General features: G+C 69.3%; 19 protein-coding genes, 1 pseudogene and 1 riboswitch. Of the genes and pseudogenes, 13 read left to right on the forward strand and 7 right to left on the reverse strand.

All coding sequences use genetic code 11. The features are described 5' to 3' along the window. The first annotated feature begins 3 nt into the window (after positions 1 to 3). The 6 genes and pseudogenes from O9255_RS09435 (at position 4) to O9255_RS09460 (ending at position 5,748) form a co-directional block, all read left to right on the forward strand. Entirely contained in the window at positions 4 to 828 is an 825-nt protein-coding gene (locus O9255_RS09435) for a transporter substrate-binding domain-containing protein (protein ID WP_297866604.1), read from the forward strand. Further along, on the forward strand, positions 825 to 1,484 hold the full coding sequence (locus tag O9255_RS09440) for an L-threonylcarbamoyladenylate synthase (protein ID WP_297866605.1): 660 nt from the start codon (positions 825 to 827) through the stop codon (positions 1,482 to 1,484). Before O9255_RS09435 ends, O9255_RS09440 begins: the two co-directional genes overlap by 4 nt. Positions 1,485 to 1,652: 168 nt before the next feature. After that, positions 1,653 to 2,555 carry a ScpA family protein gene (locus O9255_RS09445; RefSeq protein WP_297866810.1) on the forward strand — a complete coding sequence of 301 codons (903 nt, stop codon included), beginning with the start codon at positions 1,653 to 1,655 and terminating at the stop codon, positions 2,553 to 2,555. An 83-nt stretch (positions 2,556 to 2,638) separates the two neighbouring features. Beyond that, positions 2,639 to 3,190, forward strand: a pseudogene (gene scpB, locus O9255_RS09450) (SMC-Scp complex subunit ScpB); the annotation flags it as partial. A gap of 179 nt (positions 3,191 to 3,369) precedes the next feature. Then, the gene (gene rluB / locus O9255_RS09455; protein ID WP_297866606.1) at positions 3,370 to 4,974 is read left to right on the forward strand and encodes a 23S rRNA pseudouridine(2605) synthase RluB; all 1,605 of its coding nucleotides are present in this window, start codon (positions 3,370 to 3,372) and stop codon (positions 4,972 to 4,974) included. A gap of 3 nt (positions 4,975 to 4,977) precedes the next feature. Next, the gene (locus O9255_RS09460) at positions 4,978 to 5,748 is read left to right on the forward strand and encodes a class I SAM-dependent methyltransferase (RefSeq protein ID WP_297866607.1); all 771 of its coding nucleotides are present in this window, start codon (positions 4,978 to 4,980) and stop codon (positions 5,746 to 5,748) included. A 27-nt stretch (positions 5,749 to 5,775) separates the two neighbouring features. On the opposite strand, the gene O9255_RS09465 is transcribed toward O9255_RS09460, so the two are convergent. From O9255_RS09465 to O9255_RS09480, 4 genes are all read right to left on the reverse strand, one after another. After that, the gene (locus O9255_RS09465; RefSeq protein ID WP_297866608.1) at positions 5,776 to 7,167 is read right to left on the reverse strand and encodes an alpha/beta hydrolase-fold protein; all 1,392 of its coding nucleotides are present in this window, start codon (positions 7,165 to 7,167) and stop codon (positions 5,776 to 5,778) included. Next, positions 7,145 to 7,990 (reverse strand): amidohydrolase, encoded by an 846-nt coding sequence (locus O9255_RS09470; protein ID WP_297866609.1) that lies wholly within the window; start codon positions 7,988 to 7,990, stop codon positions 7,145 to 7,147. The genes O9255_RS09465 and O9255_RS09470 overlap by 23 nt, the downstream gene beginning before the upstream one ends. Positions 7,991 to 8,000: 10 nt before the next feature. Continuing rightward, on the reverse strand, positions 8,001 to 9,152 hold the full coding sequence (locus O9255_RS09475; protein ID WP_297866610.1) for a pyridoxal phosphate-dependent aminotransferase: 1,152 nt from the start codon (positions 9,150 to 9,152) through the stop codon (positions 8,001 to 8,003). 66 nt (positions 9,153 to 9,218) lie between these two features. Then, positions 9,219 to 10,205, reverse strand: a complete 987-nt coding sequence (locus tag O9255_RS09480) for a LysR family transcriptional regulator (protein ID WP_297866611.1) — start codon at positions 10,203 to 10,205, stop codon at positions 9,219 to 9,221. 202 nt (positions 10,206 to 10,407) lie between these two features. Between O9255_RS09480 and cysG the strand changes: the two genes are divergently transcribed. The 6 genes from cysG (at position 10,408) to O9255_RS09510 (ending at position 19,072) form a co-directional block, all read left to right on the forward strand. Further along, positions 10,408 to 11,874, forward strand: coding sequence for a siroheme synthase CysG (gene cysG / locus O9255_RS09485; RefSeq protein ID WP_297866612.1), 1,467 nt, complete (start codon positions 10,408 to 10,410; stop codon positions 11,872 to 11,874). Between the two features lie 18 nt (positions 11,875 to 11,892). Then, a complete protein-coding gene (cysK, locus tag O9255_RS09490) occupies positions 11,893 to 12,858 on the forward strand; it encodes a cysteine synthase A (protein ID WP_297866613.1) in 966 nt (321 codons plus the stop codon). Between the two features lie 73 nt (positions 12,859 to 12,931). Continuing rightward, a riboswitch (SAM riboswitch) is annotated at positions 12,932 to 13,053 on the forward strand. Between the two features lie 75 nt (positions 13,054 to 13,128). After that, entirely contained in the window at positions 13,129 to 14,199 is a 1,071-nt protein-coding gene (locus O9255_RS09495; protein ID WP_297866614.1) for a homoserine O-succinyltransferase, read from the forward strand. Further along, positions 14,196 to 15,392 (forward strand): cystathionine gamma-synthase, encoded by a 1,197-nt coding sequence (gene metB, locus O9255_RS09500; protein ID WP_297866615.1) that lies wholly within the window; start codon positions 14,196 to 14,198, stop codon positions 15,390 to 15,392. The genes O9255_RS09495 and metB overlap by 4 nt, the downstream gene beginning before the upstream one ends. A gap of 64 nt (positions 15,393 to 15,456) precedes the next feature. Further along, a complete protein-coding gene (locus tag O9255_RS09505; protein WP_297866616.1) occupies positions 15,457 to 18,360 on the forward strand; it encodes a valine--tRNA ligase in 2,904 nt (967 codons plus the stop codon). A gap of 55 nt (positions 18,361 to 18,415) precedes the next feature. Beyond that, on the forward strand, positions 18,416 to 19,072 hold the full coding sequence (locus O9255_RS09510; protein ID WP_297866617.1) for a hemolysin III family protein: 657 nt from the start codon (positions 18,416 to 18,418) through the stop codon (positions 19,070 to 19,072). Between the two features lie 2 nt (positions 19,073 to 19,074). On the opposite strand, the gene rimI is transcribed toward O9255_RS09510, so the two are convergent. From rimI to pssA, 3 genes are read right to left on the reverse strand one after another with little or no spacing between them, the layout of a single operon-like run. Further along, positions 19,075 to 19,524, reverse strand: a complete 450-nt coding sequence (gene rimI / locus O9255_RS09515; RefSeq protein ID WP_297866811.1) for a ribosomal protein S18-alanine N-acetyltransferase — start codon at positions 19,522 to 19,524, stop codon at positions 19,075 to 19,077. Positions 19,525 to 19,566: 42 nt separating this feature from the next. Continuing rightward, entirely contained in the window at positions 19,567 to 19,818 is a 252-nt protein-coding gene (locus O9255_RS09520; RefSeq protein WP_297866618.1) for a hypothetical protein, read from the reverse strand. Further along, the gene (pssA, locus tag O9255_RS09525; RefSeq protein WP_297866619.1) at positions 19,815 to 20,594 is read right to left on the reverse strand and encodes a CDP-diacylglycerol--serine O-phosphatidyltransferase; all 780 of its coding nucleotides are present in this window, start codon (positions 20,592 to 20,594) and stop codon (positions 19,815 to 19,817) included. The genes O9255_RS09520 and pssA overlap by 4 nt, the downstream gene beginning before the upstream one ends. Before the next feature lie 87 nt (positions 20,595 to 20,681). On the opposite strand from pssA, the gene O9255_RS09530 reads away from it, so the two are divergent. Next, positions 20,682 to 21,107, forward strand: a complete 426-nt coding sequence (locus O9255_RS09530) for a DUF4124 domain-containing protein (RefSeq protein ID WP_297866620.1) — start codon at positions 20,682 to 20,684, stop codon at positions 21,105 to 21,107. Positions 21,108 to 21,121 lie beyond the last annotated feature (14 nt).

The following is a 21,121-nucleotide window of genomic DNA, read 5'->3' on the forward strand; positions in this document are numbered from 1 at the left end:
CAGATGACCACGCGACCCTGCCGCGGGGCGTTCGGACGACTCGCCGTTCTGCTGATGGCCCTCGCCGCGCCCGTTTCGGGGCGTGACACCGCTTTGGCCGACACGGCGTCCGGCTCTCTGCCCGAGGGCCGGTCGCTGGTCTTCGCCTCCGACGAGTGGTGCCCCTACGTCTGTTTCGAATCCACGCGTCCCGGTTACCTGGTGGAACTGGCCCGCGAGGTCTTCGAATCCCCGGCCCGCCCGGTGGAAATCCGCCGTATGAGCTGGGCACGAGCCGTCCGTGAAGCCGAGACCGGCCGCATCGATGGCGTGCTCGGCGCGGTGCGGGGCGAATCGGCCGCGCTGGTTTACCCGAAACTCGCCGCCGCCAGCGACCGCCCGGCCTTCGCGGTTCGCGCCGACGACCCTTGGACCTTCACCGGCGTCGAGGTCCTCGCCGACCGTCGTATCGGGCTGGCCGACGGGTACCGCTTCGGGCCGACGCTGGACGGCGCGCTGTTCCCCGGGGAACGCGGCGGGCCCACGCTGGAAACGCTCTCGAGCGATCGCCCGACATGGACGAATCTCCGCAAGCTCGTGGATGCGAGGATCGACACGGTGCTCGACAACGGCCACGTGCTTCGCCACGAGATCGACCGGGGCGGTTTCTTTCCCGCGGTGCGGTTGATCGACGCGGGCGTCGAGAACCCGATCTTCATTGCTTTCGCGGATACACCGACGGGCCGATTGCTGGCGCAGCACTTCGATCGGGCGATGCTCGCGCGGTCGGAGCGTGGAGGACGCAGCGCCCTTGAGCAGACCTACGGCCCGATGGGCTCGTCGCAGTGAGCATCGCCGCGGGCGAGTCGGTTCGTCTGGATGTCCATCCCGAGACGCCCCAAGCCCGCCTCGTGGAACGCGCTGCACAGCGGATCAACCGTGACGGACTCGCGCTGTGCCCGACGGATGCCGGCTACGCCCTCGTCTGGAGTCTGAACGGGACCGGGGCCGAGGAACGCGTCCGACGCCTCCGCCAACTGGACAGCCGGCACCCCTTCACCCTATTCTGCCGCTCAATCAGCGACGCCAGCCGCTTTGCCCGGCTCGATGACCCGGCCTTCCGCCTGTTGCGTCGCCTGAGCCCCGGACCCGTCACGTTCATCCTGCCGGCCTCCGGGCAGCTCCCGAACCGTTTGAAGCAGGGCGCCCGAAGCAAGCGGCGCGATATCGGCATTCGTATCCCCGAGCACCCGGTGGCGCAAGCGCTGCTGGAAGCCTGTGGCGACGTGCTGCTGTCGACCACGCTGCGGTCGCCCGACATGGACGCCGACGAGGCGCCCTTCCTCGGCAACGAGGCCGACGAGGTGGCCGACCTCTGGCTGCACGCGGTCGATGTGATGCTGGATGCGGGCCATTGCGCTCCCGGCCCCACGAGCATCATCGACTGCACCCTGCCCGCCCCCGACGTGGTGCGTCAGGGCTTCCAACCGGTGGACCTGGCCTGAGGCCACGTCCTACCGGACGCCGTTACCGCACCCCGGAGACTCCGTGGTCCACACCGCAGCACCCAACCCGTGACCGGCACACCGGCACCGGGCCACAGCGCAGACCTGCTGGCCGACGCGACGACTGTCGCGCCGGGCGTCTTCCCGACCCCGCCGCAGCAGCAGGAAATGCCGTTGGCGATCGTGCACGGCCAGCCGATCCTGCAGATGCCGCAGGACCTCTACATCCCGCCGGACGCCCTCGAGGTCATCCTCGAAGCCTTCGAGGGCCCGCTCGACCTGCTGCTGTACCTGATCCGCCGCCAGAACCTCGACATCCTCGACATCCCCGTCGCCGAGATCACCCGCCAGTACATCGGCTACATCGACGTGATGCAGGAGCTTCGCTTCGAGCTCGCCGCCGAATACCTGGTGATGGCCGCGATCCTCGCCGAGATCAAGTCGCGCATGCTGCTGCCGCGCCCGCCGAGCGAGGAAGGCGTCGAATCCGACCCGCGCGCCGAACTGGTGCGCCGCCTGCAGGAATACGAGCGCTTCAAGAAGGCCGCCGAGGACATCGACACCCTGCCCCGCCTCGAGCGCGACACCGTGGTGGTGCACGCCGACCCGGGCGAGAAGCAGACCCGCGTCGAGCCGCCCTCGGTGGACCTGCGCGAGATGCTGCTGGCCCTGCGCGACGTGATGAAGCGCGCCGAGCTGTTCAGCCACCACGCCATCAAGCGCGAGGCGCTCAGCGTCCGCCAGCGGATGGGCGAGGTGCTGGGCAAGCTCTCGGCCACCACGTTCACCGAATTCAGCACCCTGTTCGTCGCCGAGGAAGGCCGGCTGGGCGTGGTGGTGAACTTCCTCGCCATCCTCGAACTGGCCAAGGAACGCCTGATCGAGATCGTGCAGGAAGACCCTCTCGCCGCCATCTACGTGCGGGCGATGTCGGAGCGCCTCGACAAGGACGGTGGCCCGGCCAGCGGCGGCGACGGCAGCTCCGACGACAACGAACCCCGCAGCGACGCCGGAGTGGAATCCCCCTCCGCCCTGCCCACCGACGGCGACAGCGGCCTCGAGCCGGCCTGATCCCGCCACTCATTCCTATCCTGATGAGCACCGAAGACACCCCGGTCGAATTCGAACTGCAGTCGCCGCCCAAAGAGGCGCCGCTGTCGGACAACCGCCTCGTCGAGCGCATCGTCGAGGCCGCCGTGCTGGCCGCGACGCACCCGATGACGGTTGCGCAGCTCTACGCGCTGTTCCCCGAGGACCAGCCCGCGCCGCGCGGCAGCATCGAGCAGGCCATCGAGGCCTTGCAGGCCGCCTGCGCCTCCCGCGGCGTGATGCTGGTCGAAGTGGCCTCGGGCTTCCGCTTCCAAGTCCAGCGCGACGTGCAGCCCTGGGTCGCGCGCATGTTCGCCGAGCGCCCGCAGCGCTACACGCGCGCGACGCTCGAAACGCTGGCCCTGATCGCCTACCGCCAGCCGATCACCCGTGGCGAGATCGAGGCGATCCGCGGCGTGGCGGTGAACGCGAACATCATCAAGATGCTCGAGGAGCGCGAGTGGATCCGCGTAGTCGGGCACCGTGACGTGCCGGGCCGTCCCGCCCTGTTCGGCACCACCAAGGGCTTCCTCGACTACTTCAACCTGAAGTCGCTGGATGAACTGCCGCCGCTGTCGGAAATCCGCGACCTCGGCGAGCTCGAACCGCAGCTGCCTTTCGAGGATCCCTTGCCCGTGCAAGCCCTCGCGGCCGCGATGCCCGACGCGGCGGAATCCGCGGATTACCTCGCCCCCGTCGCCGATGACGCGGGCGCCATTGATGACGTCGTGACGACGTCCTACCCCACCCCTGACGAGAGCGACGACGCGGTTTCCGACCGCACGCCTTGAGCCCGATGAGCAAAGACACCCAACGCAAGACCCTCTCGCTGAAGCGCGAGGCCTCCGCGGCCGACCCGGCCGCCCCCGCCATCGAAGAGCGCCTGCACAAGGTGCTGGCCCAGGCCGGACTCGGCTCGCGCCGCTCGCTCGAAGAACGCATCTCGCGCGGCGAAGTCCGCGTCAACGGCGAAGTGGCCGAGCTCGGCCGCATCGTCAAGGGCGGCGACCGCATTGAACTCGACGGCAAGACCTTCATGGCCACCGCGCTCACCGAGCCCGCGGCCGTGCTGCTCTACAACAAGCCCGAAGGCCAGGTCACGACGCGCGAAGACCCCGAAGGCCGCCCGACGATCTTCGAAGCGCTGCCGCGCCTGAAGGGCGCCCGCTGGATCGCCGTGGGCCGCCTCGACATCAACACCACCGGCCTGCTGCTGCTCACCACCGACGGCGAGCTGGCCAATGCCTTGATGCACCCCTCGAGCGAAGTCGAGCGCGAGTACGTCTGCCGCATCCACGGCGAGGTGCCGGAAGCGGTCATCGAACGCTTGAAGCGCGGCGTGCAGCTGGACGACGGCCCGGCCAAGTTCGACGAGATCGAGGCCATCGGCAGCAGCGATTCGCACGCGTGGTTCCGCGTGGTCATCAAGGAAGGCCGCAACCGCGAAGTGCGCCGCCTGTGGGACAGCCAGGGCTTCCAGGTCAGCCGCCTGAAGCGCGTGCGCTACGGCAACGTCGTGCTGCCGCGCGAGCTGCTACGCGGCCACAGCACGGAAATGTCGGCCGACCAGGTCGATGCCCTGCGCCGCGAGTTCAAGCTCGAGAACCAGAACGCCGTGCTCACGCTGCAGCCGGTCATCGGCCAGCGCCGCGCCAGCAAGCAGGCCATCGAAGTGCGCCGCGACCAGCGCGGTCCGTCCTACGTGAACGGCGCACTGGACCAGGAAGAGCGCGAGCTGCGCCGCTTCGACCATATCCGCGAGGAGCGCCCGGCCCGTGGCCGCGGCAAGCCCGGCGGCAAGGTGTACGGCAAGAGGGGCGCCAAGGCCTTCGTCGGCCCGATGGGCAGTGATGCCCCGGTCGAGAGCCGCGGCCCGCGGCCGGCCGGCAAGCCGTTCGGCAAGAAGCCGTTCGGCAAGAAGCCGGATGACGCCCCGGGCACCAAGCCTTTCGGCGAGCGCGCGGCCGGTGCCGGCAAGCCCTGGGGCGACCGCCCGGCCAAGCCGAGCCAGAGCAAGCCCTACGCAGGCAAGCCGCGCGGCCCGAAGGCCGTGGCCGGCGGCGTGGACAGCGCTTCGGGCGCGTTCCGCAGCTGGTACGTGCCGGAAGGCGTCGAGACCGGCTCCAAGGTGGCCCCGCCGCGCAAACCGCGCGGTGATCGTCCGTTCGGCAAGCCGGCCGGTGACGGCGGCTTTGCCCGTGGCCCGCGCCCCGAAGGTGGCGGCCCAAGCCGTGGCCCGCGCGGTGAGGGCGGTCCCGCCCGCGGCCCGCGTGGTCCGGGCGGCGGTGGCCCGCGCGGTCCGAGCGGCCCCGGTGGCGGTGCGCCCCGCGGCGGCCAGCGCAAGCCCGGCCGCGGTGGCCACGGCCCGCGCATTCCCGAAGGCGCGCCCGACATCGATTGATCCATGACGACGGCCTCCGACCCCCGCGGCCTCGAGGCCGACGTCCTCGCGCGTGACTGGTTCTACCGCTTCACCCTGCCCTCGGGCGCGGTGACCGGCAGCGCGCACGCACCCGACATCCTCGCGATCCACGACACGCGCTGGGCCATGGCCGAAGCGGCCTTGCAGGGCGCGTTCCCCGAAGGCGCGGCACGCGCCAGCGCGGTCGACCTCGCCTGCCACCAGGGCTGGTTCTCGCTCAAGCTTCGCGAGTTCGGCTTCGGGTCCGTGCACGGCATCGACGCGAGGCAGCAGCACGTCGAGGACGCGCGGTTGATTGCTGCGGCTACTGGAATGGAGCACGTGGCGTTCTCGCGCGGCGATGTCCATGGACTGTCGGCGGCGATCGTCGGCACGCACGACCTCGTGCTCTGCTTCGGCCTGCTCTACCACCTCGAGAACCCGGTCGGTGCGCTGCGAGTAGCCCGGGCGCTGTGCAAGCGCCTGTGCCTGATCGAGACGCAGGTGGCCCCCGGCCAGACCGGTGTCGTCGACTACGGCAGCTACCGTTTCGTGAAACCCATCGAGGGCAGCTTCGTCATCGTCGACGAGACCGACGAAACGCATGGGCCGGAGGCCTCGACGCTGGGCATCAGCCTGATCCCCAGCTTGGAGGCGCTGCACTTCATCCTGCGCAAGGTCGGCTTCTCGAAGATCGAGGTACTGCCCGTACCGGAAGGGGGCTACGAGCAGCTGAAGTACGGCAAGCGCGTGGTCTTGGCGGCCTGGGTGTAGCGCGGCTCCACGCCTGCCGGAGAAGGATCACTCCAGACGGACAAGGCTAGCGCGTACCGGGCGCCCCCCGACCGTCCCGGACATCTCAAGCGCGTTCCTCGCGGTGAACTCGAGCCGCAGGGTGCCGATCAAGGCATCGCGCTGGTCGGCGGGAGTGAACTGCGGCGTGCCCCAGCCCCCCGGATTCGTGCGGCGCCACGCAGCGCCCTGCAGCACGTCGGGGGCCGACCACCGTTCCTGCAGGAAAAACCAGGTGGGATCGCCGCCGTCGTAGACGAAGCCCAGCACCAGCACCTGGTCGCCGTAGGACTGGATCGCCAAACCCCAGCCGCTGTTGGCCGGGGCGTACCAGTTCCCGCTGTAGTCATGGCCCGCGAAACCCTGCGGATCGAGTGACCGGAAAGCGTCACGGTAGAACGCCCAGAACCGGTCGCCGAGCGCATCCATCAGGCCGGGAACGACGTGACCGACACCCGGCACCTCGATGTACTCGTGGGCGATACCGAGCTGGGTGAGGCGCGCGTGGAAGTCCCGGTTGCCCTGCAGGATGGAATCCTGGGTCCCGATCACTTGCCGGATGCGTGGTGGATGCCGCTCCAGTGACGTCACGCTGGCCGCGGCGAGCGTAGACGGGCTCTGCGCCTCGAAGTACGCGGGATCGCCGCCATACACCTCTTCGAGGAGGCGCCGGCGCAGTTCGATCGGTTGCAAGCCCGGCCGGTCCTCGAGCAGATCGCGCTGGAGCGGCCCCGCACCCAGCATCGAGAAGCCGGCGAAAACGCCTTGAAAGCGGACACCCAAGCGAGCGGCGCCGTATCCGCCCATGCTGAAACCGTCGAGCAGGCGCCCACGACGCTCTGGAAAGGTCCGGAAGGTGGCGTCGACCTCGGGGACCAGTTCATGGACGAGGATGGATTCGACGGGCTGCGTCCCACTCCTCGCATCGCACCACATCCCGTAGGGCAAGCCGTTCGGAAACACCACGATGAGGGGGGGAATCCGTCCCTCGGCGATGGCCTCGTGGAAACGCGACGCCACCGTGGGGATGCCCTCCGTCGGTGTCACACTGCCGTGCAACCAGTACACGACGGGGAAAAGGCGCTCTGGTTGCGCCGCATACGCGGCGGGCAGGTACACGTGGTAGCTGACCGGGCCGCCCGCCAAGGCGCTGTCGAACTGCCGGTACTCCACCAAGGGCGAGACGACGGGGGGCGTCACCCAGGCCGGCCGGCCTTGCGCCCGGCCGGATGCGGGAAGGAGAAGCCCAGCGGTTAGGGCGAACGTCACCACGATCGCAAGGAAGGATCGCATCAGATGGGCTCCGGAAAGCGATGGCAATACAAGAGAAACGCGGCGGGGCACATGGCGTTGACATGCCGCTACGGCAAGGGCCGTCTCATGGCCCCAGGTCGAAGGCATCCGCATCCAGCTGCGCCGGGAAGCGCTCGCGATGCCCCCGGAGCTGCTCGGCGCTGAAGGTCGCTTCCAGAACGCGGACCTCGGCATCGCCTTCGACCAGCGGCTGGCCGAGCGGGTCGAGCGCGGCCGAATCACCACTGTAGGCGATGCCATTGCCGTCGGTGCCCACGCGGTTCACGCCGATCACGCCCGCGAGGTTCTCGATGGCGCGGGCGCGCAGCAGGGTCTTCCACGGGTAGGCGCGGGCCGCAGGCCAGTTGGCGACGAACAGGGCGAGTTCGTAGTCGAAGGCGCCGGGGCGCGTCGCGTCGAAGCGGTTGCGGATGTACACGGGGAAGCGCAGGTCGTAGCAGACCTGCAGGAAGATCCGCCAGCCGCGCCATTCGACGAACACACGCTTGTCGCCCGCGGCGTATCGCTCGTGCTCCTTGGCCATCCGGAACAGATGTCGCTTGTCGTAGTGCACGAGCGCGCCGTCGGGCGTGGCGAACAGCAGGCGGTTGTAGACGCCCGGCGCGATGCCTTCCAATGCCGCCTGCGCGCCTTCAACGCGCAGCTGCACGCTGCCGCAGACGGCGGCGTCGAGCGCCCTCGCCTGCTCGATGATCCACGCGACCGTCGGGCCCTGCATGTCCTCGGCGCTGGCGAGCGCCTCGTTGCTGAAGCCGGAGGTGAAGGTCTCCGGTAGGACAACGAGGTCAGTGCGACCCGCCAGTGGCGCGATCAGCCCGCCGTAGTAGGCACGGTTGCCGGCCGGGTCGTGCCAGCGGGTGTCGCCCTGCACGAGGGCGACGCGGAGATCGCGATCAGGGCCGATGCTCATGCGCGAATCCTCAAAGCTTCGCCAGCCGCTCGATGGCGGCATCCAGCGTGGCCTCGTTCTTGGCGAAGCACAGGCGCGCGAGGCGCTGGCCCTTCGGCGGCGTCTCGTAGAACGGCGAAAGCGGAATCGCAGTGACGCCCTTCTCGATGGTGAGCCAGCGGCAGAACGCGAGGTCGTCGAGGTCGCTCACCGCGGAGTAGTCGACGAGCTGGAAGTAGCCGCCCGGCACCGGCAGGGCCTTGAGCTTGGTCGTCGCGAGCTGCGCCGCGAAGCGGTCGCGCTTGGCCTGGTAGAAGGCGCCGAGCTCGTCGTAGTGCTCGGGGTGCTGCTCGATCATCTCGGCGAACGCCCACTGCGCCGGGGCGAAGGTGCAGAAGGTGTTGTACTGGTGGACCTTGCGGAACTCGGCAGTGAGCGCAGCCGGCGCGACGCAGTAGCCCACCTTCCAGCCGGTGCAGTGGTAGGTCTTGCCGAAGCTGCTGATGACGAACGCGCGCGCCGCCAGCTCCGGATAGCGCAGCACGCTCTCATGGACGCGGCCGTCGAACACGATGTGCTCATACACCTCGTCCGAGAGCAGCAGCACGTGGGGGAAATCCGCCACGAAGCGCTTCAGCTCAGCGATATCGCTCGCGCCGAACATCGCGCCCGACGGATTGTGCGGCGTGTTGAACATGAAGAGACGCGTCTTCAGCGTCACCGCGGCGCGCACCGCTGCCCAGTCGACGGCGAACGTGGCGGGATCCAGCGGCACGTGCACCGCACGGCCACCGGCGAGGTCGATGGCCGGTTCGTAGCAGTCGTAGCAGGGGTCGAGGACGATCACTTCCTCACCCGGTCGAACCACGGCGGCGATCGCATCGAAAATCGCCTCGCTGGCGCCGGAGGTCACCGTGATCTCGGTTTCCGGGTCCGGGCGATGCCCGTAGCAGCGCAGGGTCTTGTCGGCGATGGCCTTCCGCAGCGGCGGCACGCCGGCCATGTGCGCGTACTGATTCTTGCCCTCGGCCATGGCGCGGGCGAGCGCGTCGCGCAGCGGCACCGGCACCTCGAAATCGGGGAAGCCCTGCCCGAGGTTGACCGCGCCGTGCTCGGCCGCGAGTACGCTCATCACAGTGAAGATGGTGGTGCCGACCTTCGGCAGCTTGGTGTCGATCCGCATCGCAACGCCTTGAAATGAAAGGGCCGGCGATCAGCCGGCCCGGAATGATAAACGCTGGCCGCAGACTCAGTTCGTGATCGCCTGACTCAGCTCCACCCAACTCGGCGGCGTCGGCCACACGGATTCCTGGTGCCCACCGAGCACGCGCTGCAGATCGTGGCGGTCCAGTTGCGGGGCCACGTGCCGGAACAGGTCGAAGGCATAGCGCCGGAGCACACGTTCCTTGGGCACCACGGCCCAGGCCGTGCATTCCGGCAGCACGGCGGGGGCCGGCAGCACGGCGAGGTCGCCGTCGGCGATCGCGCTGACGGCCATCTCGGCGAGGATGCCCACACCCAGCCCGGCGCGCACATAGGTCTTGATCAGGTCGGCGTCGTGCGCGGTCATCGCCACGGTCGGATTCAGGCCGACATCGCTGAAGGCCCGGCGTAGCGAGCTCTCGGGCTGGCTGGTGCTGTGGTAACTGACGAGCGGATGCGCGGCGAGGTCCTCGAGCGTGGGCGCGCGGCCGAGCTTCGCCAGCGCGTGGCCCTTCGGGACCACGACGATGCGACGCCAGCGATACAGCGGGATCGCATGGCCGCCCGCCGGCACGCTGCCGACGCTGCTGACAATGGCGATGTCGGCATTGCCCTTGGCGAGATGCGGCAGCACGTCGTTGTCGGCCAGCGACTGCAGTTGCACGCCCACCTGGGGGTATTCGCGATTCAGCGCGCCAATCGCGGCCGGCAGCACGAAGCGGGCCTGCGTGTGGGTCGTGGCGATGTGCAGCGTTCCGGCCGCTTCGCCGCGCTGGTTGGCGGCGAAAGCGCGGATGTTCGCGGCCTCGGCGACGGCGCGACGCGCGTGCGCCAACACCACCTGCCCGGCCTCGGTGATCGATTCGAGGCTGCGGCCCTTGCGCTGGAACAGCAGGAAGCCGAGCTCGTCCTCGAGCTGCTTGAGCTGCTTGGAGATGCCGGGCTGGGTGGCATGCACCTTGTCGGCGGCCGTGGTGATGTTCAGGCCGGCATCGACGATGGCGATGAGGTAGCGGAGCTGGGTGAGGGTCATGGGAGCAAAGGCATCGGGCGGGGCCGGCGGCGTGGTCGCGCCGGTAGTCCATCCATTCATCGCGATGAAACGATAAATATTTCGAGACGTCCAGTCCCGGCTGATAACCGCAAGGCATATGCACCGCGCCGAGTGGCATTTCCAGCCCTCGGCCTGTGCGGACTAGCGTGCCCAGACCGGACACCACCGACCGCCTCTGCTCATGCCCTCCCCGCTGTTCCCCGTCTTCCTCGACCTTGCCGGCCGCCGCGTGCTGCTGGTCGGCGGGGGCGTGGTCGCGAAGCGCAAGGCCGAGGCCCTGATGGAGGCCGGCGCCGACGTGGTGGTCGGCGCCCCTGAGTTGGAGCCCGAGCTGGCCCGGGCGGTGGCCGAGGGACGCCTTGCCCACCGCCCGGGCCCCTTCGATCCCGGTTGGCTCGAGGGTGCGTGGCTGGTCATCGCCGCCACCGACGATCCCGAGGTCAATGCCGCCGTGGCTCGCGAGGCCGAAGCCCGGCGCGTCTGGGTCAACGTCGTCGACGATGCGCCGCGTTGCAGCTTCCAAGTGCCCGCGCGCGTCGAGCGCGGCCCGCTGCAGATCGCGATCAGCAGCCGCGGCGAAGCGCCCATGCTCGCACGTTGGTTGCGGGAACGCCTCGAAACCGAATTGGATCCGGCGCTGGGCGACCTCGCCGAGTGGCTGGGATCGAAGCGTGAGGTCCTTCGTTCACGATTCCCGCAAACCGCGCGCCGCCGCCAGGTGATCGAAGCGCTGATCCGCGGCCCGGCCGCCGACGCGCTGCGGAACGGTGATCTCGCCGAAGCCGAAGCCGCATTCGCGGCGGCGCTCGAGGAAAAGACGACACCCCGCGGCCGCGTGATCCTCGTGGGCGCCGGCCCGGGAGACCCCAGCCTGCTGACACTTCGCGGATTGCGTGCGCTCAACCAGGCCGATGTGGTCCTGCACGACCGGCTCGTCAGCGCCGACGTCCTCGCCCTCGCCCGCCGCGATGCCGAGACCATCGAGGTTGCCAAGGAAGCCGGCACGCACCACACCACCCAGCAGCGCATCCACGAATTGCTCATCGAGCACGCCAAGGCCGGCAAGACGGTCGTCCGGCTCAAGGGCGGCGATCCCTTCGTGTTTGGACGCGGCGGCGAAGAACTGGAAGCGCTGCGCGCCGAAGGCATCCCGTACGAGGTCGTACCGGGCATCACCGCGGCCGTCGCCTGCGGCGCCTACGCCGGCATCCCGCTCACGCACCGCGACCACGCGCAGTCGGTTCGACTCGTCACCGCACACTGCCGCAATTCCATCGACACGCTGGATTGGGCTGCGCTCGCACAGGAGCGCCAGACGCTGGCGGTCTACATGGGTGTGCAAGGCCTCGACACCATCCGCGACCGCCTCATCGCCCACGGCCGAGCGCCAACCACGCCCTTCGCATTGGTCGAAAACGGCAGCCGCGCGAACCAGCGCGTCGTGCTCGGGACGCTCGCCGACCTGCCCGAACGCGCCATCGCCGAAAACGTGCGTTCGCCGGCCCTGCTGATCCTCGGCGAGGTTGCGGCGCTTGCCAGCGACCTGCACTGGTTCGGCGATCCACCCATCGGGGTGGTTTCGCCGACACTCGCCGCAACCCTTTCCTCACCCTTCCCTACAACTGCCGCGCTCACCCTCGCCGCTTAGCCTCCTACGGATCCTGACATGGCCCTTTTTGATTCCATCCTCGACACCATCGGCCGCACGCCCATCGTCAAGCTCTCGCGCATCGCGCCGAAGCACGTCGAGCTCTACGTCAAGGTCGAAGCCTTCAACCCCGGCGGGTCGGTGAAGGACCGCCTCGCCCTCGCCATCGTCCTCGACGCCGAGAAGAAGGGACTGCTGAAGCCCGGCGATACCATCGTGGAAGCCACCTCGGGCAACACCGGCGTCGCGCTGGCCATGGTGGCCGCGGCGCGCGGCTACAAGTTCGTCGCCGTGATGACGGAAACCTTCTCGGTCGAGCGCCGCAAGCTGATGCGCGCTTACGGCGCCAAGGTGATCCTCACACCGGCCGCCGAGCGCGGCAGCGGCATGGTGCGCAAGGCGAAGGAACTCGCGGAGAAGCACGGCTGGTTCCTCGCCCGCCAGTTCGAGAACGAGGCGAATCCCGCGTGGCATCGCAACACCACGGGCCCGGAAATCCTGCAGGACTTCGTCGGCAAGCAGCTCGACTACTTCGTCAGCGGCTGGGGCACCGGCGGCACGCTCACCGGCGTTGGCCAGACCCTCAAGCTCGCCCGTCCCGACGTGAAGATCGTCAGCACCGAACCGGCCGGCGCGCAGCTGCTCGGCGGCAAGGAATGGCAGCCGCACAAGATCCAGGGCTGGACCCCGGACTTCATTCCCGCGGTGCTCGACCGCAGCGTCGTCGACGACATCAAGCCCATCGAGGACCTCGTCGCGCGTGACACAGCTCGGCGCCTCGCGGCCGAGGAAGGGGTGTTCGTCGGTCTGTCCGCCGGCGCCACGCTGGCCGCGGCGCTGCAGGTCGCGAACGAGGCCCCGGCCGGCTCGGTGATCCTCGCCATGCTGCCCGACACCGGCGAGCGCTACCTCAGCACGATCCTGTTCGAGGGCGTCAGCGAGGGTTCCGACGACGAATGGCTGGCCTCGCTCGACGCGGCGTGATGCCGAAAATTCATATCTCTTCATCGCGATAAAGGGATGACAAGCGCCGCAAGCCGGTCCAAGATGGCGTCACACACCATCCAGACCGGCTGAGGGACAGGCCCGAAGACGCCGGGGCAAGCACCGACCGCATCCCGCGGCGGCGCGCTGCCAACGCCTGCGGCGAGGCCTTCGGGCCAAAGCCGGTCGATGGGTCGTCAGGGAGCCTGCAAGCAGGCGTTCCCAGCGGCCGTCGCCGGCCGCCGCAGGGGATGGGCACCGGAGCCCGCCATGTCCGCCATCGCCCTCGCTGAATCCGCCGCCCGCGACGAGCCCTTCTGTCGCACGGCTTCCCTGCCCGCTACCGACGGCGTCCTCGCCAGCACCCTTTCGCTGCGCCACGCCGGACTGCAGCGCGTGAACCTGCGCTGGCGCCTCGTCGGCGCCGCGGGAACCCCGGTACACGCCGTGCTGGGCGGCATTTCCGCGACGCGCCATGTCGCTGCGCTGCGCGCCGACGAGCCCGAGGGCTGGTGGCAAGTACAGGTGGGTCCGGGCCGGAGCTTCGATCCTTCGCGCTGCCGCGTGCTGAGCTTCGACTGGGTCGGCCGCGACGGCACGCTCGACGCGCCGATCAGCAGCGCCGACCAGGCCGATGCGCTGGCCGTGCTGCTCGACCACCTCGGCATCGCCCGCCTCGCCTCGATCGTCGGCAGCAGCTATGGCGCCATGGTGGGCCTCGCTTTCGCCGAACGCTATCCGGCACTGGTCGAGCGTCTTGTCGTGATCAGCGGTGCGGATCGCGCCGACCCGTATGCGGCGGCCTGGCGCGCACTGCAGCGCCGAGTGCTGGAACTCGGCCGCGACGGCCCGGAGGCCGTGGCCCTCGCCCGCCAGTTCGCGATGCTCAGCTACCGCACCCCGGAGGAGTTCGCGGCGCGCTTCGATGCCGAACCGACCTGGGACGGCGACCGCCTGCGCTGCGCCGCGCAGGACTACCTCGACGCCGCCGGCTCACGCTTCGCCGCGGTGTTCAGCCCCATCGCCTTCCGCCGGCTGTCCGAGTCAATCGACCAGCACCGCGTCGATCCGTCGCGCATCACCACGCCGACCACCGTCATCGCCGTCGAGCAGGACCGCCTGGTGCCGCTCGATGACCTGCGCCGCCTGTCCCGCCAGCTCGCCGGCACGGCGCGCCTGAAGGTGATCCGCTCCATCTATGGCCACGACGCCTTCCTGAAGGAGCCTGAGCAAATCGGCCGCCTCTTAGCGCTGGCGCTCGAGCCGACAGCCGAGGCCGGCCCGTCGTCGCGCGTTCCCGCTTCCTCTCCCATCGCTTCGTCCCCGCAGGCCCACGCATGAGCAGCTTCGAATCCGCCACCCGCGCCGTCCGCGCCGGCATCGACCGCGACACCGCCCACGGCGCCGTCGTGCCGCCGATCGTGCTGTCGTCGAACTTCAGCTTCGAGGGCTTCGGCAAGAAGCGCCGTTACGACTACACGCGCAGCGGCAACCCCACGCGCGACCTGCTGGGCGAGGCGCTCGCCGAGCTCGAGGGCGGCGCCGGCGGCGTGGTCACGGCGACCGGCATGGCGGCGATCACTTTGGTGCTGAGCCTGCTCGAGCCCGGCCAGCGCCTGGTCGTGCCGCACGATGCCTACGGCGGCAGCTGGCGCCTGTTCAACGCGCTGGCAAAGAAGGGCGCGTTCGAACTCGTCACCATCGACTTCACCTGTCCGCGCCAGCTCGCTGCCGCGCTCGACCCGGCACCCGCCATCGTCTGGATCGAGACGCCCTCGAACCCGCTGCTGCGCATCACCGACCTGCGCTTCGTCGCCGAGGCCGCGAAGCGCGTGGGCGCCCTCGTCGTGGTCGACAACACCTTCCTCTCCCCGGCCCTTCAGACGCCGATCGACTTCGGCGCCGACCTCGTCGTGCATTCCACGACGAAGTACATCAACGGCCACAGCGACGTGGTGGGCGGCGCCGTCGTCGCGAAGACGCCCGAACTGCACGAGCGCCTCACCTGGTGGGCGAACGCGCTGGGCCTCACCGGCTCGCCCTTCGATGCCTTCCTGACCCTGCGCGGCCTGCGCACGCTCGACGCCCGCCTGCGCGTGCACGAAGAGAACGCCCACGGACTGCTCGACCTGCTGGTCGGCCATGAAGCCGTTGCCGCGGTGCACTACCCGGGGCTGGCCTCGCACACGGGCCATGCGCTGGCCGCGCGCCAGCAGAAGGGCTTCGGCGCGATGCTGAGCTTCGAGCTTCGCGGCGGCGAAGCGGCCGCCCGCGCCTTCTGCGACGGGCTGGACTGCTTCACCCTGGCCGAATCGCTCGGCGGCGTCGAAAGCCTCGTTGCCCACCCGCCGACCATGACCCACGCGGCAATGACCGCCGAAGCCCGCGCCGCCGCCGGCATCCGCGACGGCCTACTGCGGCTCTCGGTCGGCATCGAGCACGTGCGCGACTTGCGCGCGGATCTGGCCGGCGGGCTGGAGCGCGCTGCGCAGATCGCGGAGAGCCGCGCCGTTCGCGAGGCCGTAATCGCCTGAATTTGCTAGGCTTGGCGCCCTTTTTCGACCTTTGGACCGGCCCGAAACGCCGGTCGCGCGCCGCATGGACAAGAGCTTCGAGCCGAGCACCTTCGAATCCCGCTGGTATGCCCACTGGGAGGGCACCGGCCTGTTCAAGCCCTCGGGCGACGCCGCCAAGCCGGCCTACAGCATTCTGCTGCCGCCGCCGAACGTCACCGGCACGCTGCACATGGGCCACGCGTTCCAGCACACGCTGATGGACACGCTGGTGCGCTACCACCGCATGCGCGGCTTCGACACCCTGTGGCAGCTCGGCACCGACCACGCCGGCATCGCCACCGAGATGGTGGTCTCGCGCAACCTCCATCTGGCCGGCCAGGGCGAGACCCGCGACAGCCTCGGCCGCGAGGCCTTCGTCGGAAAGGTCTGGGAGTGGAAGAAGGAATCCGGCGACACCATCGAGCGCCAGATGCGGCGCATGGGCAGCTCCGGCGACTGGTCGCGCAGCGTCTTCACCATGGACCCGATGCCGTCCAAGGCCGTCGTCGAGACCTTCGTGAAGCTGTATGAGCAGGGCCTGATCTACCGCGGCCAGAAGCTGGTCAACTGGGACCCGGTGCTGAAGACCGCGATCTCCGACCTCGAAGTGGTGAGCGAGGAAGAGAGCGGCCACCTGTGGTCGATCCGCTACCCGCTCGTCGACGCCACCTACGAGCACGTCGAAACCGATGCCGACGGCGTGGAAACGCGCGAAACGCGCGACTACCTGGTCGTCGCTACGACCCGCCCGGAGACCCTGCTCGGCGACGTCGCCGTGATGGTGCACCCGGAGGACGAACGCTACGCCCACCTCGTCGGCCAGCAGGTGCGCCTGCCGCTCTGCGACCGCACGATCCCGGTGATCGCCGACGACTACGTCGACCGCGCCTTCGGCACCGGCGTGGTGAAGGTCACCCCGGCGCACGACTTCAACGACTACGCGGTCGGCCAGCGCCACGGCCTGCCGATGATCAACATCCTTTCGAAAGAAGCGAAGATCGTCAGCAATTCATCTGCCGACTGGCACATGAACCAGACCACCACCAACCCGGCAGAGAACCGCAACCGAGTTTCTGGCGTCGTCGATGTTTCGGGCGACATCGGCATCCCTGAGAAGTACTGGGGCTTGGATCGCTTCGATGCTCGCAAGTTGGTCGTGGAAGACCTCGACACCCAGGGTCTTCTCGTCGAAGCCAAGCCGCACAAGCTGATGGTGCCGCGCGGCGACCGCACCGGCCAGGTCATCGAGCCCTACCTCACGGACCAGTGGTTCGTGAAGATGGACGAGTTCGCCAAGAAGGGCCTTGATGCCGTCGAGAGCGGCCGCGTGCGCTTCGTGCCGGAGAACTGGATCAACACCTACCGGCACTGGCTGGAGAACATCCAGGACTGGTGCATCAGCCGCCAGCTCTGGTGGGGCCACCGCATCCCGGCGTGGTACGACGATTCGGGCAAGGTCTACGTCGGTCGCGACGAGGCCGCGGTGCGCGCCACGCATGGCCTCGCCGCCGACATCGCGCTGCGGCAGGACAGCGACGTGCTGGAGACGTGGTTCAGCTCGGCGATCTGGCCGCATTCGACCATGGGCTGGCCGGACGCGGACGCGATGGCGGAGCGCGGCTTCGACCGCTACCTGCCCTCGTCGGTGCTGGTCACCGGCTTCGACATCATCTTCTTCTGGGTCGCCCGGATGATCATGATGACCGAGCACTTCACCGGCGACGTCCCCTTCAAGGACGTCTACATCACCGGCCTCGTCCGCGACAAGGACGGCCAAAAGATGTCGAAGTCGAAGGGCAACGTGCTCGATCCGATCGACCTGATCGACGGCATCAGCATCGAGGCGCTCGTCGCCAAGCGCACCAGCGGCCTGATGAAGCCCACGGACGCGCCGAAAATCGAGAAGGCCACGCGCAAGGAATTCCCGGAAGGCATCCCGGCCTTCGGTGCCGATGCGCTGCGCTTCACCTTCGCCTCGCTGGCCACGCACGGCCGCGACATCAAGTTCGACCTCGCCCGCTGCGAGGGCTACAAGAACTTCTGCAACAAGCTGTGGAACGCCGCGCGCTTCGTGCTGATGAACACCGAGGGCTTCAGCGCCTCGGGCGTGCCGGTGCCGACGACCGACGCCGAGCGCTGGATCCTCGACCGCCTCCAGCAGCTGCTGCGCGAAGTCGAAACGCAGTTCGCCGCCTACCGCTTCGATCTCGCCTCCCAGGCGATGTACGAGTTCGTCTGGAACGAGGTCTGCGACTGGTTCCTCGAACTCAGCAAGCCGGCCTTGCAGGGCAGCGACGACGCTGCGATCGCGTCCACGCGCCACACCCTGCTCTACGTGATCGAGCAGAGCCTGCGCGTGCTGCACCCGCTGATCCCGTTCGTCACCGAGGAGATCTGGTCGCACATCGCGCCGAAGCTCGGTCTGGCCGGCGGCTCGATCAGCGTGCAGGCCTATCCGCAGTTCGATGCCGCACTCACCGACGCCCGCGCCGCTGCCGACATCGAGTGGCTGAAGGCCGCGATCACCGCACTGCGCTCGGTGCGAAGCCAGCTCGGCGTGCCGCCGGGCAAGGCCGTGCCCCTGCTGCTCGCCGGCAAGGGCGATGCCGCGCAGATCGAACGCCACGCCGGTGGCCTGAAGTTCCTCGCCAAGCTCGAGTCAATCGACTGGGTGCAGGGCGAACCGCCGGCCGCCGCGGCCGCGGTGCTCGGCGAACTCACCCTGCTGGTGCCGCTGGCCGGCCTCGTCGACCTCGACGCCGAACGCGTCCGTCTCGACAAGGAGATCAAGCGCGTCGAGGGCGAGATCGCCAAGTGCAACGCCAAGCTCGGCTCGGAGACCTTCGTGGCCAACGCGCCGGCCGCGGTCGTCGAGCAGGAGCGCAAGCGCCTCGCCGAGTGGACGACGATGCTGGACGGCCTCAAGGCCAACCGCAGCCGACTGTGAACCGGCGCCTGCCGCGCACTGGCAGGCTCCACCGCTTTCGGGCAGGGTGCGCCGCATGACCGACCTCAGCCTCCACGGCCTCGCCCATGCCCTGCGTGACGAACGCTGGAGCGCCATCACGCACGGCGCCGGCGCCGTTCTCGGCGCGGTCGGAGGCATCGTACTGATCACGTTGGCGGCGCTTTGGGGCGACGGCTGGCAGCTCGCCAGCGCGATCGTCTTCAGCGTCACGCTGATCCTGCTCTACACAGCCTCGGCGTTCTACCACGCAGCTCCCTTCAAGACGGCGCTGAAAGCGCGCCTGAAGGTGCTCGACCATTGCGCGATCTACCTGCTGATCGCCGGCACGTACACCCCGATCTCGCTGGTCGGTCTGCGCGAGCACGGCGGCTGGTGGCTGTTCGGTGCGATCTGGACGCTCGCGGTCGGCGGCGTGGTGTTCAAGCTTCTCACTCGCGGCCGCTTCAAGCTGCTGTCGACGCTGATCTACATCGCCATGGGTTGGCTGGCCATCGTGGCGATCAAGCCGATGACCGAACAGCTCAGCACCTGGGCGCTGGTCTGGATCTTCTCCGGCGGCGTGGCCTACACGCTCGGAACCCTGTTCTACATGAGCCGCCGCATCCGCTACACGCACACGATCTGGCACGGCTTTGTGCTGGCGGGCAGCGCACTCCACTTCGCCGCCGTCGCCACCCAGGTCTGGGCCTGAGCTCAGGCCGGCGGTGCCGAGCCCGGCGCCACCAGTTCCAAGGCCATGACGATCGCGTCCTCGCGACCGTCCTTCGCCGGGTAGTAGCGCGGCCGCTGCCCGATCTTCAGGAATCCCTCGCTCGCGTAGAGCGCGATCGCATTCGGGTTCGAAGGCCGCACCTCGAGGAACACGCGGTCGGCCATGTGCCAACGCGCGAGATCGATCATCCGCCGCAACAGGCGACGGCCGAGGCCATGCCCCTGCCAAGCTGGATCGACGCAGAGGTTCAGCAGATGCGCTTCATCGGCACCGACGCTGAGCACGCCATAGCCCATGAGGCCCTCAGGCGATTCCGCCACCCAGCAGGCATAGCCCGCGCCGAGGCAGTCGCGGAAGATCCCGGCCGTCCAGGGGAAGGCATAGGCCCGCTCCTCCATGGCCGCCACCAGGGGCACGTCGACCTGCCGCATCGGACGGAATTGCACCGCCTGCTGCAGCTGCGCCGCCAAGGCTCAGCCCCCGCGGCGCCAGTCGCGCACGCGCCGCCAGAGGGCGCGCTTGAAGGCGGCATCGCCGGGCCGGCCCTGCGGCGACGGCCATTCGGCCCACAGCGCGCCGACCCAGCGCTCCAGCCCACCGCGCAAGCGAGGCGGCAGCGCCATGGCGGCCAAGGGCTCGGCCATTCCGGCACTGGCTGAGCGCCGTTGCACCGGCGCATGGCCCAAGGCCTCCAGCACGCGGCGCTGCAGCGGCGACCAGGTCACGCCGAGGCCGCTGCCGAGCGACGACGCTGCCACAGCCAGCCGATCGGGCCACTGAGGATGTAGACGATCGCGACGGCGAAGATGACCTTCGGCGCGTCGATGAGCAGCGCCACCAGCACGGCGACCACCAGCACCATGAACCAGAACGGCACGCGGTCGCCGGGCCAGCCCTTGAAGCTGAAGAAGCGGATCCGGCTCACCATCAGCAGCGCGCACGCGGTCGTGACGGCCAGGGCCACCCAGCGCATCTCGTCGCCGCTCCAGCCCAGCTCGGTGAAGCACCAGACCACGCTGATCATCGTGCCGGCCGACGCCGGGCTGGCGAGGCCGATGAACCAGCGCTTGTCCGTGCTGCCCGCCGAGACGTTGAAGCGGGCCAGGCGAAGCGCGGCGCAGGCCACGTACAGGAAGGCCGCCGCCCAGCCCACCTTGCCCCAGACACCGCCATCAAGCGCGAGCTGGGCCAGGGCCCAGTGGTACATCACCAGAGCGGGCGCCATGCCGAAGCTGAGCAGATCGGACAGCGAGTCGTACTGCACGCCGAACTCGCTGGTCGTGCCGGTCATGCGCGCCACGCGGCCGTCGAGGCCGTCGAACACGCCCGCGACGATCACCGCGATGCACGCCGCCTCGAAGCGGCCATTTGCCGCGGCCAGGATCGCGTAGAAGCCCGCGAACATGTTCGCCGTGGTCAGCAGGTTGGGCAGCAGGTAGATGTGGCGGCTGCGCGGTCGCGGCGGCGCGGCGGGGGCGAGATCGTCGGGCTTGGGGTCCATGGCGCGAGTGTAGCCGGTGGGCCGCCTGCCCTGCCCCATCCGGCCCGATGGCGCTACCATGCGGGGAGTCCTGTTGGAGCGGTCCCCATGCGTTTGCTTGCCGGCCTGATCACCGTCGCCCTTTTCGCTGCCACCCCTGCCCTGAATGCCCAGGATCCGGTGTACACGTGGGTGGACGCCAATGGCGTGCGCCATTACGCCCAGACCCCGCCAGACGGGGTGCAGTACGAAACCCGTGGCATCCGCGACCGGACGGTGGGCACTGAAGCGGGGCGCGCTCCCGCGGCCCCGACGCGCACCACCGAGGAAGTGATCGCCTGCGACCGCGCCCGGGTGGCGTTGCAGCAGCTCAGTGGCTCGGCGCTCGTGGAAATGGACAAGGACGGCGACGGCAAGCCCGAGCCGCTGACGCCGGAAGAGAAGGCCCAGCAGCGTCGCCTGAGCGAGCAGGCCGTCGCAGCCTACTGCCCGCGCGAGGGAGAGGACGCCCCGGCCGCCTCGCCGCAGGGCTGAGTTCTGCGGGCCAA

It is taken from the genome of Silanimonas sp., from assembly GCF_027530345.1.
Taxonomy (GTDB): Bacteria; Pseudomonadota; Gammaproteobacteria; order Xanthomonadales; family Xanthomonadaceae; genus Silanimonas.

Bases quoted from the DNA above. Each gene is read 5' to 3' on its own strand.
- O9255_RS09435 (WP_297866604.1), top strand. From the start codon at position 4: ATGACCACGCGACCCTGCCGCGGGGCGTTCGGACGACTCGCCGTTCTG.
- O9255_RS09445 (WP_297866810.1), top strand. From the start codon at position 1,653: ATGCCGTTGGCGATCGTGCACGGCCAGCCGATCCTGCAGATGCCGCAG.
- rluB (WP_297866606.1), top strand. From the start codon at position 3,370: ATGAGCAAAGACACCCAACGCAAGACCCTCTCGCTGAAGCGCGAGGCC.
- O9255_RS09460 (WP_297866607.1), top strand. From the start codon at position 4,978: ATGACGACGGCCTCCGACCCCCGCGGCCTCGAGGCCGACGTCCTCGCG.
- O9255_RS09465 (WP_297866608.1), bottom strand. From the start codon at position 7,167: ATGCCTTCGACCTGGGGCCATGAGACGGCCCTTGCCGTAGCGGCATGT.
- O9255_RS09470 (WP_297866609.1), bottom strand. From the start codon at position 7,990: ATGAGCATCGGCCCTGATCGCGATCTCCGCGTCGCCCTCGTGCAGGGC.
- O9255_RS09475 (WP_297866610.1), bottom strand. From the start codon at position 9,152: ATGCGGATCGACACCAAGCTGCCGAAGGTCGGCACCACCATCTTCACT.
- O9255_RS09480 (WP_297866611.1), bottom strand. From the start codon at position 10,205: ATGACCCTCACCCAGCTCCGCTACCTCATCGCCATCGTCGATGCCGGC.
- cysG (WP_297866612.1), top strand. From the start codon at position 10,408: ATGCCCTCCCCGCTGTTCCCCGTCTTCCTCGACCTTGCCGGCCGCCGC.
- cysK (WP_297866613.1), top strand. From the start codon at position 11,893: ATGGCCCTTTTTGATTCCATCCTCGACACCATCGGCCGCACGCCCATC.
- O9255_RS09495 (WP_297866614.1), top strand. From the start codon at position 13,129: ATGTCCGCCATCGCCCTCGCTGAATCCGCCGCCCGCGACGAGCCCTTC.
- metB (WP_297866615.1), top strand. From the start codon at position 14,196: ATGAGCAGCTTCGAATCCGCCACCCGCGCCGTCCGCGCCGGCATCGAC.
- O9255_RS09505 (WP_297866616.1), top strand. From the start codon at position 15,457: ATGGACAAGAGCTTCGAGCCGAGCACCTTCGAATCCCGCTGGTATGCC.
- O9255_RS09510 (WP_297866617.1), top strand. From the start codon at position 18,416: ATGACCGACCTCAGCCTCCACGGCCTCGCCCATGCCCTGCGTGACGAA.
- rimI (WP_297866811.1), bottom strand. From the start codon at position 19,524: ATGCGGCAGGTCGACGTGCCCCTGGTGGCGGCCATGGAGGAGCGGGCC.
- pssA (WP_297866619.1), bottom strand. From the start codon at position 20,594: ATGGACCCCAAGCCCGACGATCTCGCCCCCGCCGCGCCGCCGCGACCG.
- O9255_RS09530 (WP_297866620.1), top strand. From the start codon at position 20,682: ATGCGTTTGCTTGCCGGCCTGATCACCGTCGCCCTTTTCGCTGCCACC.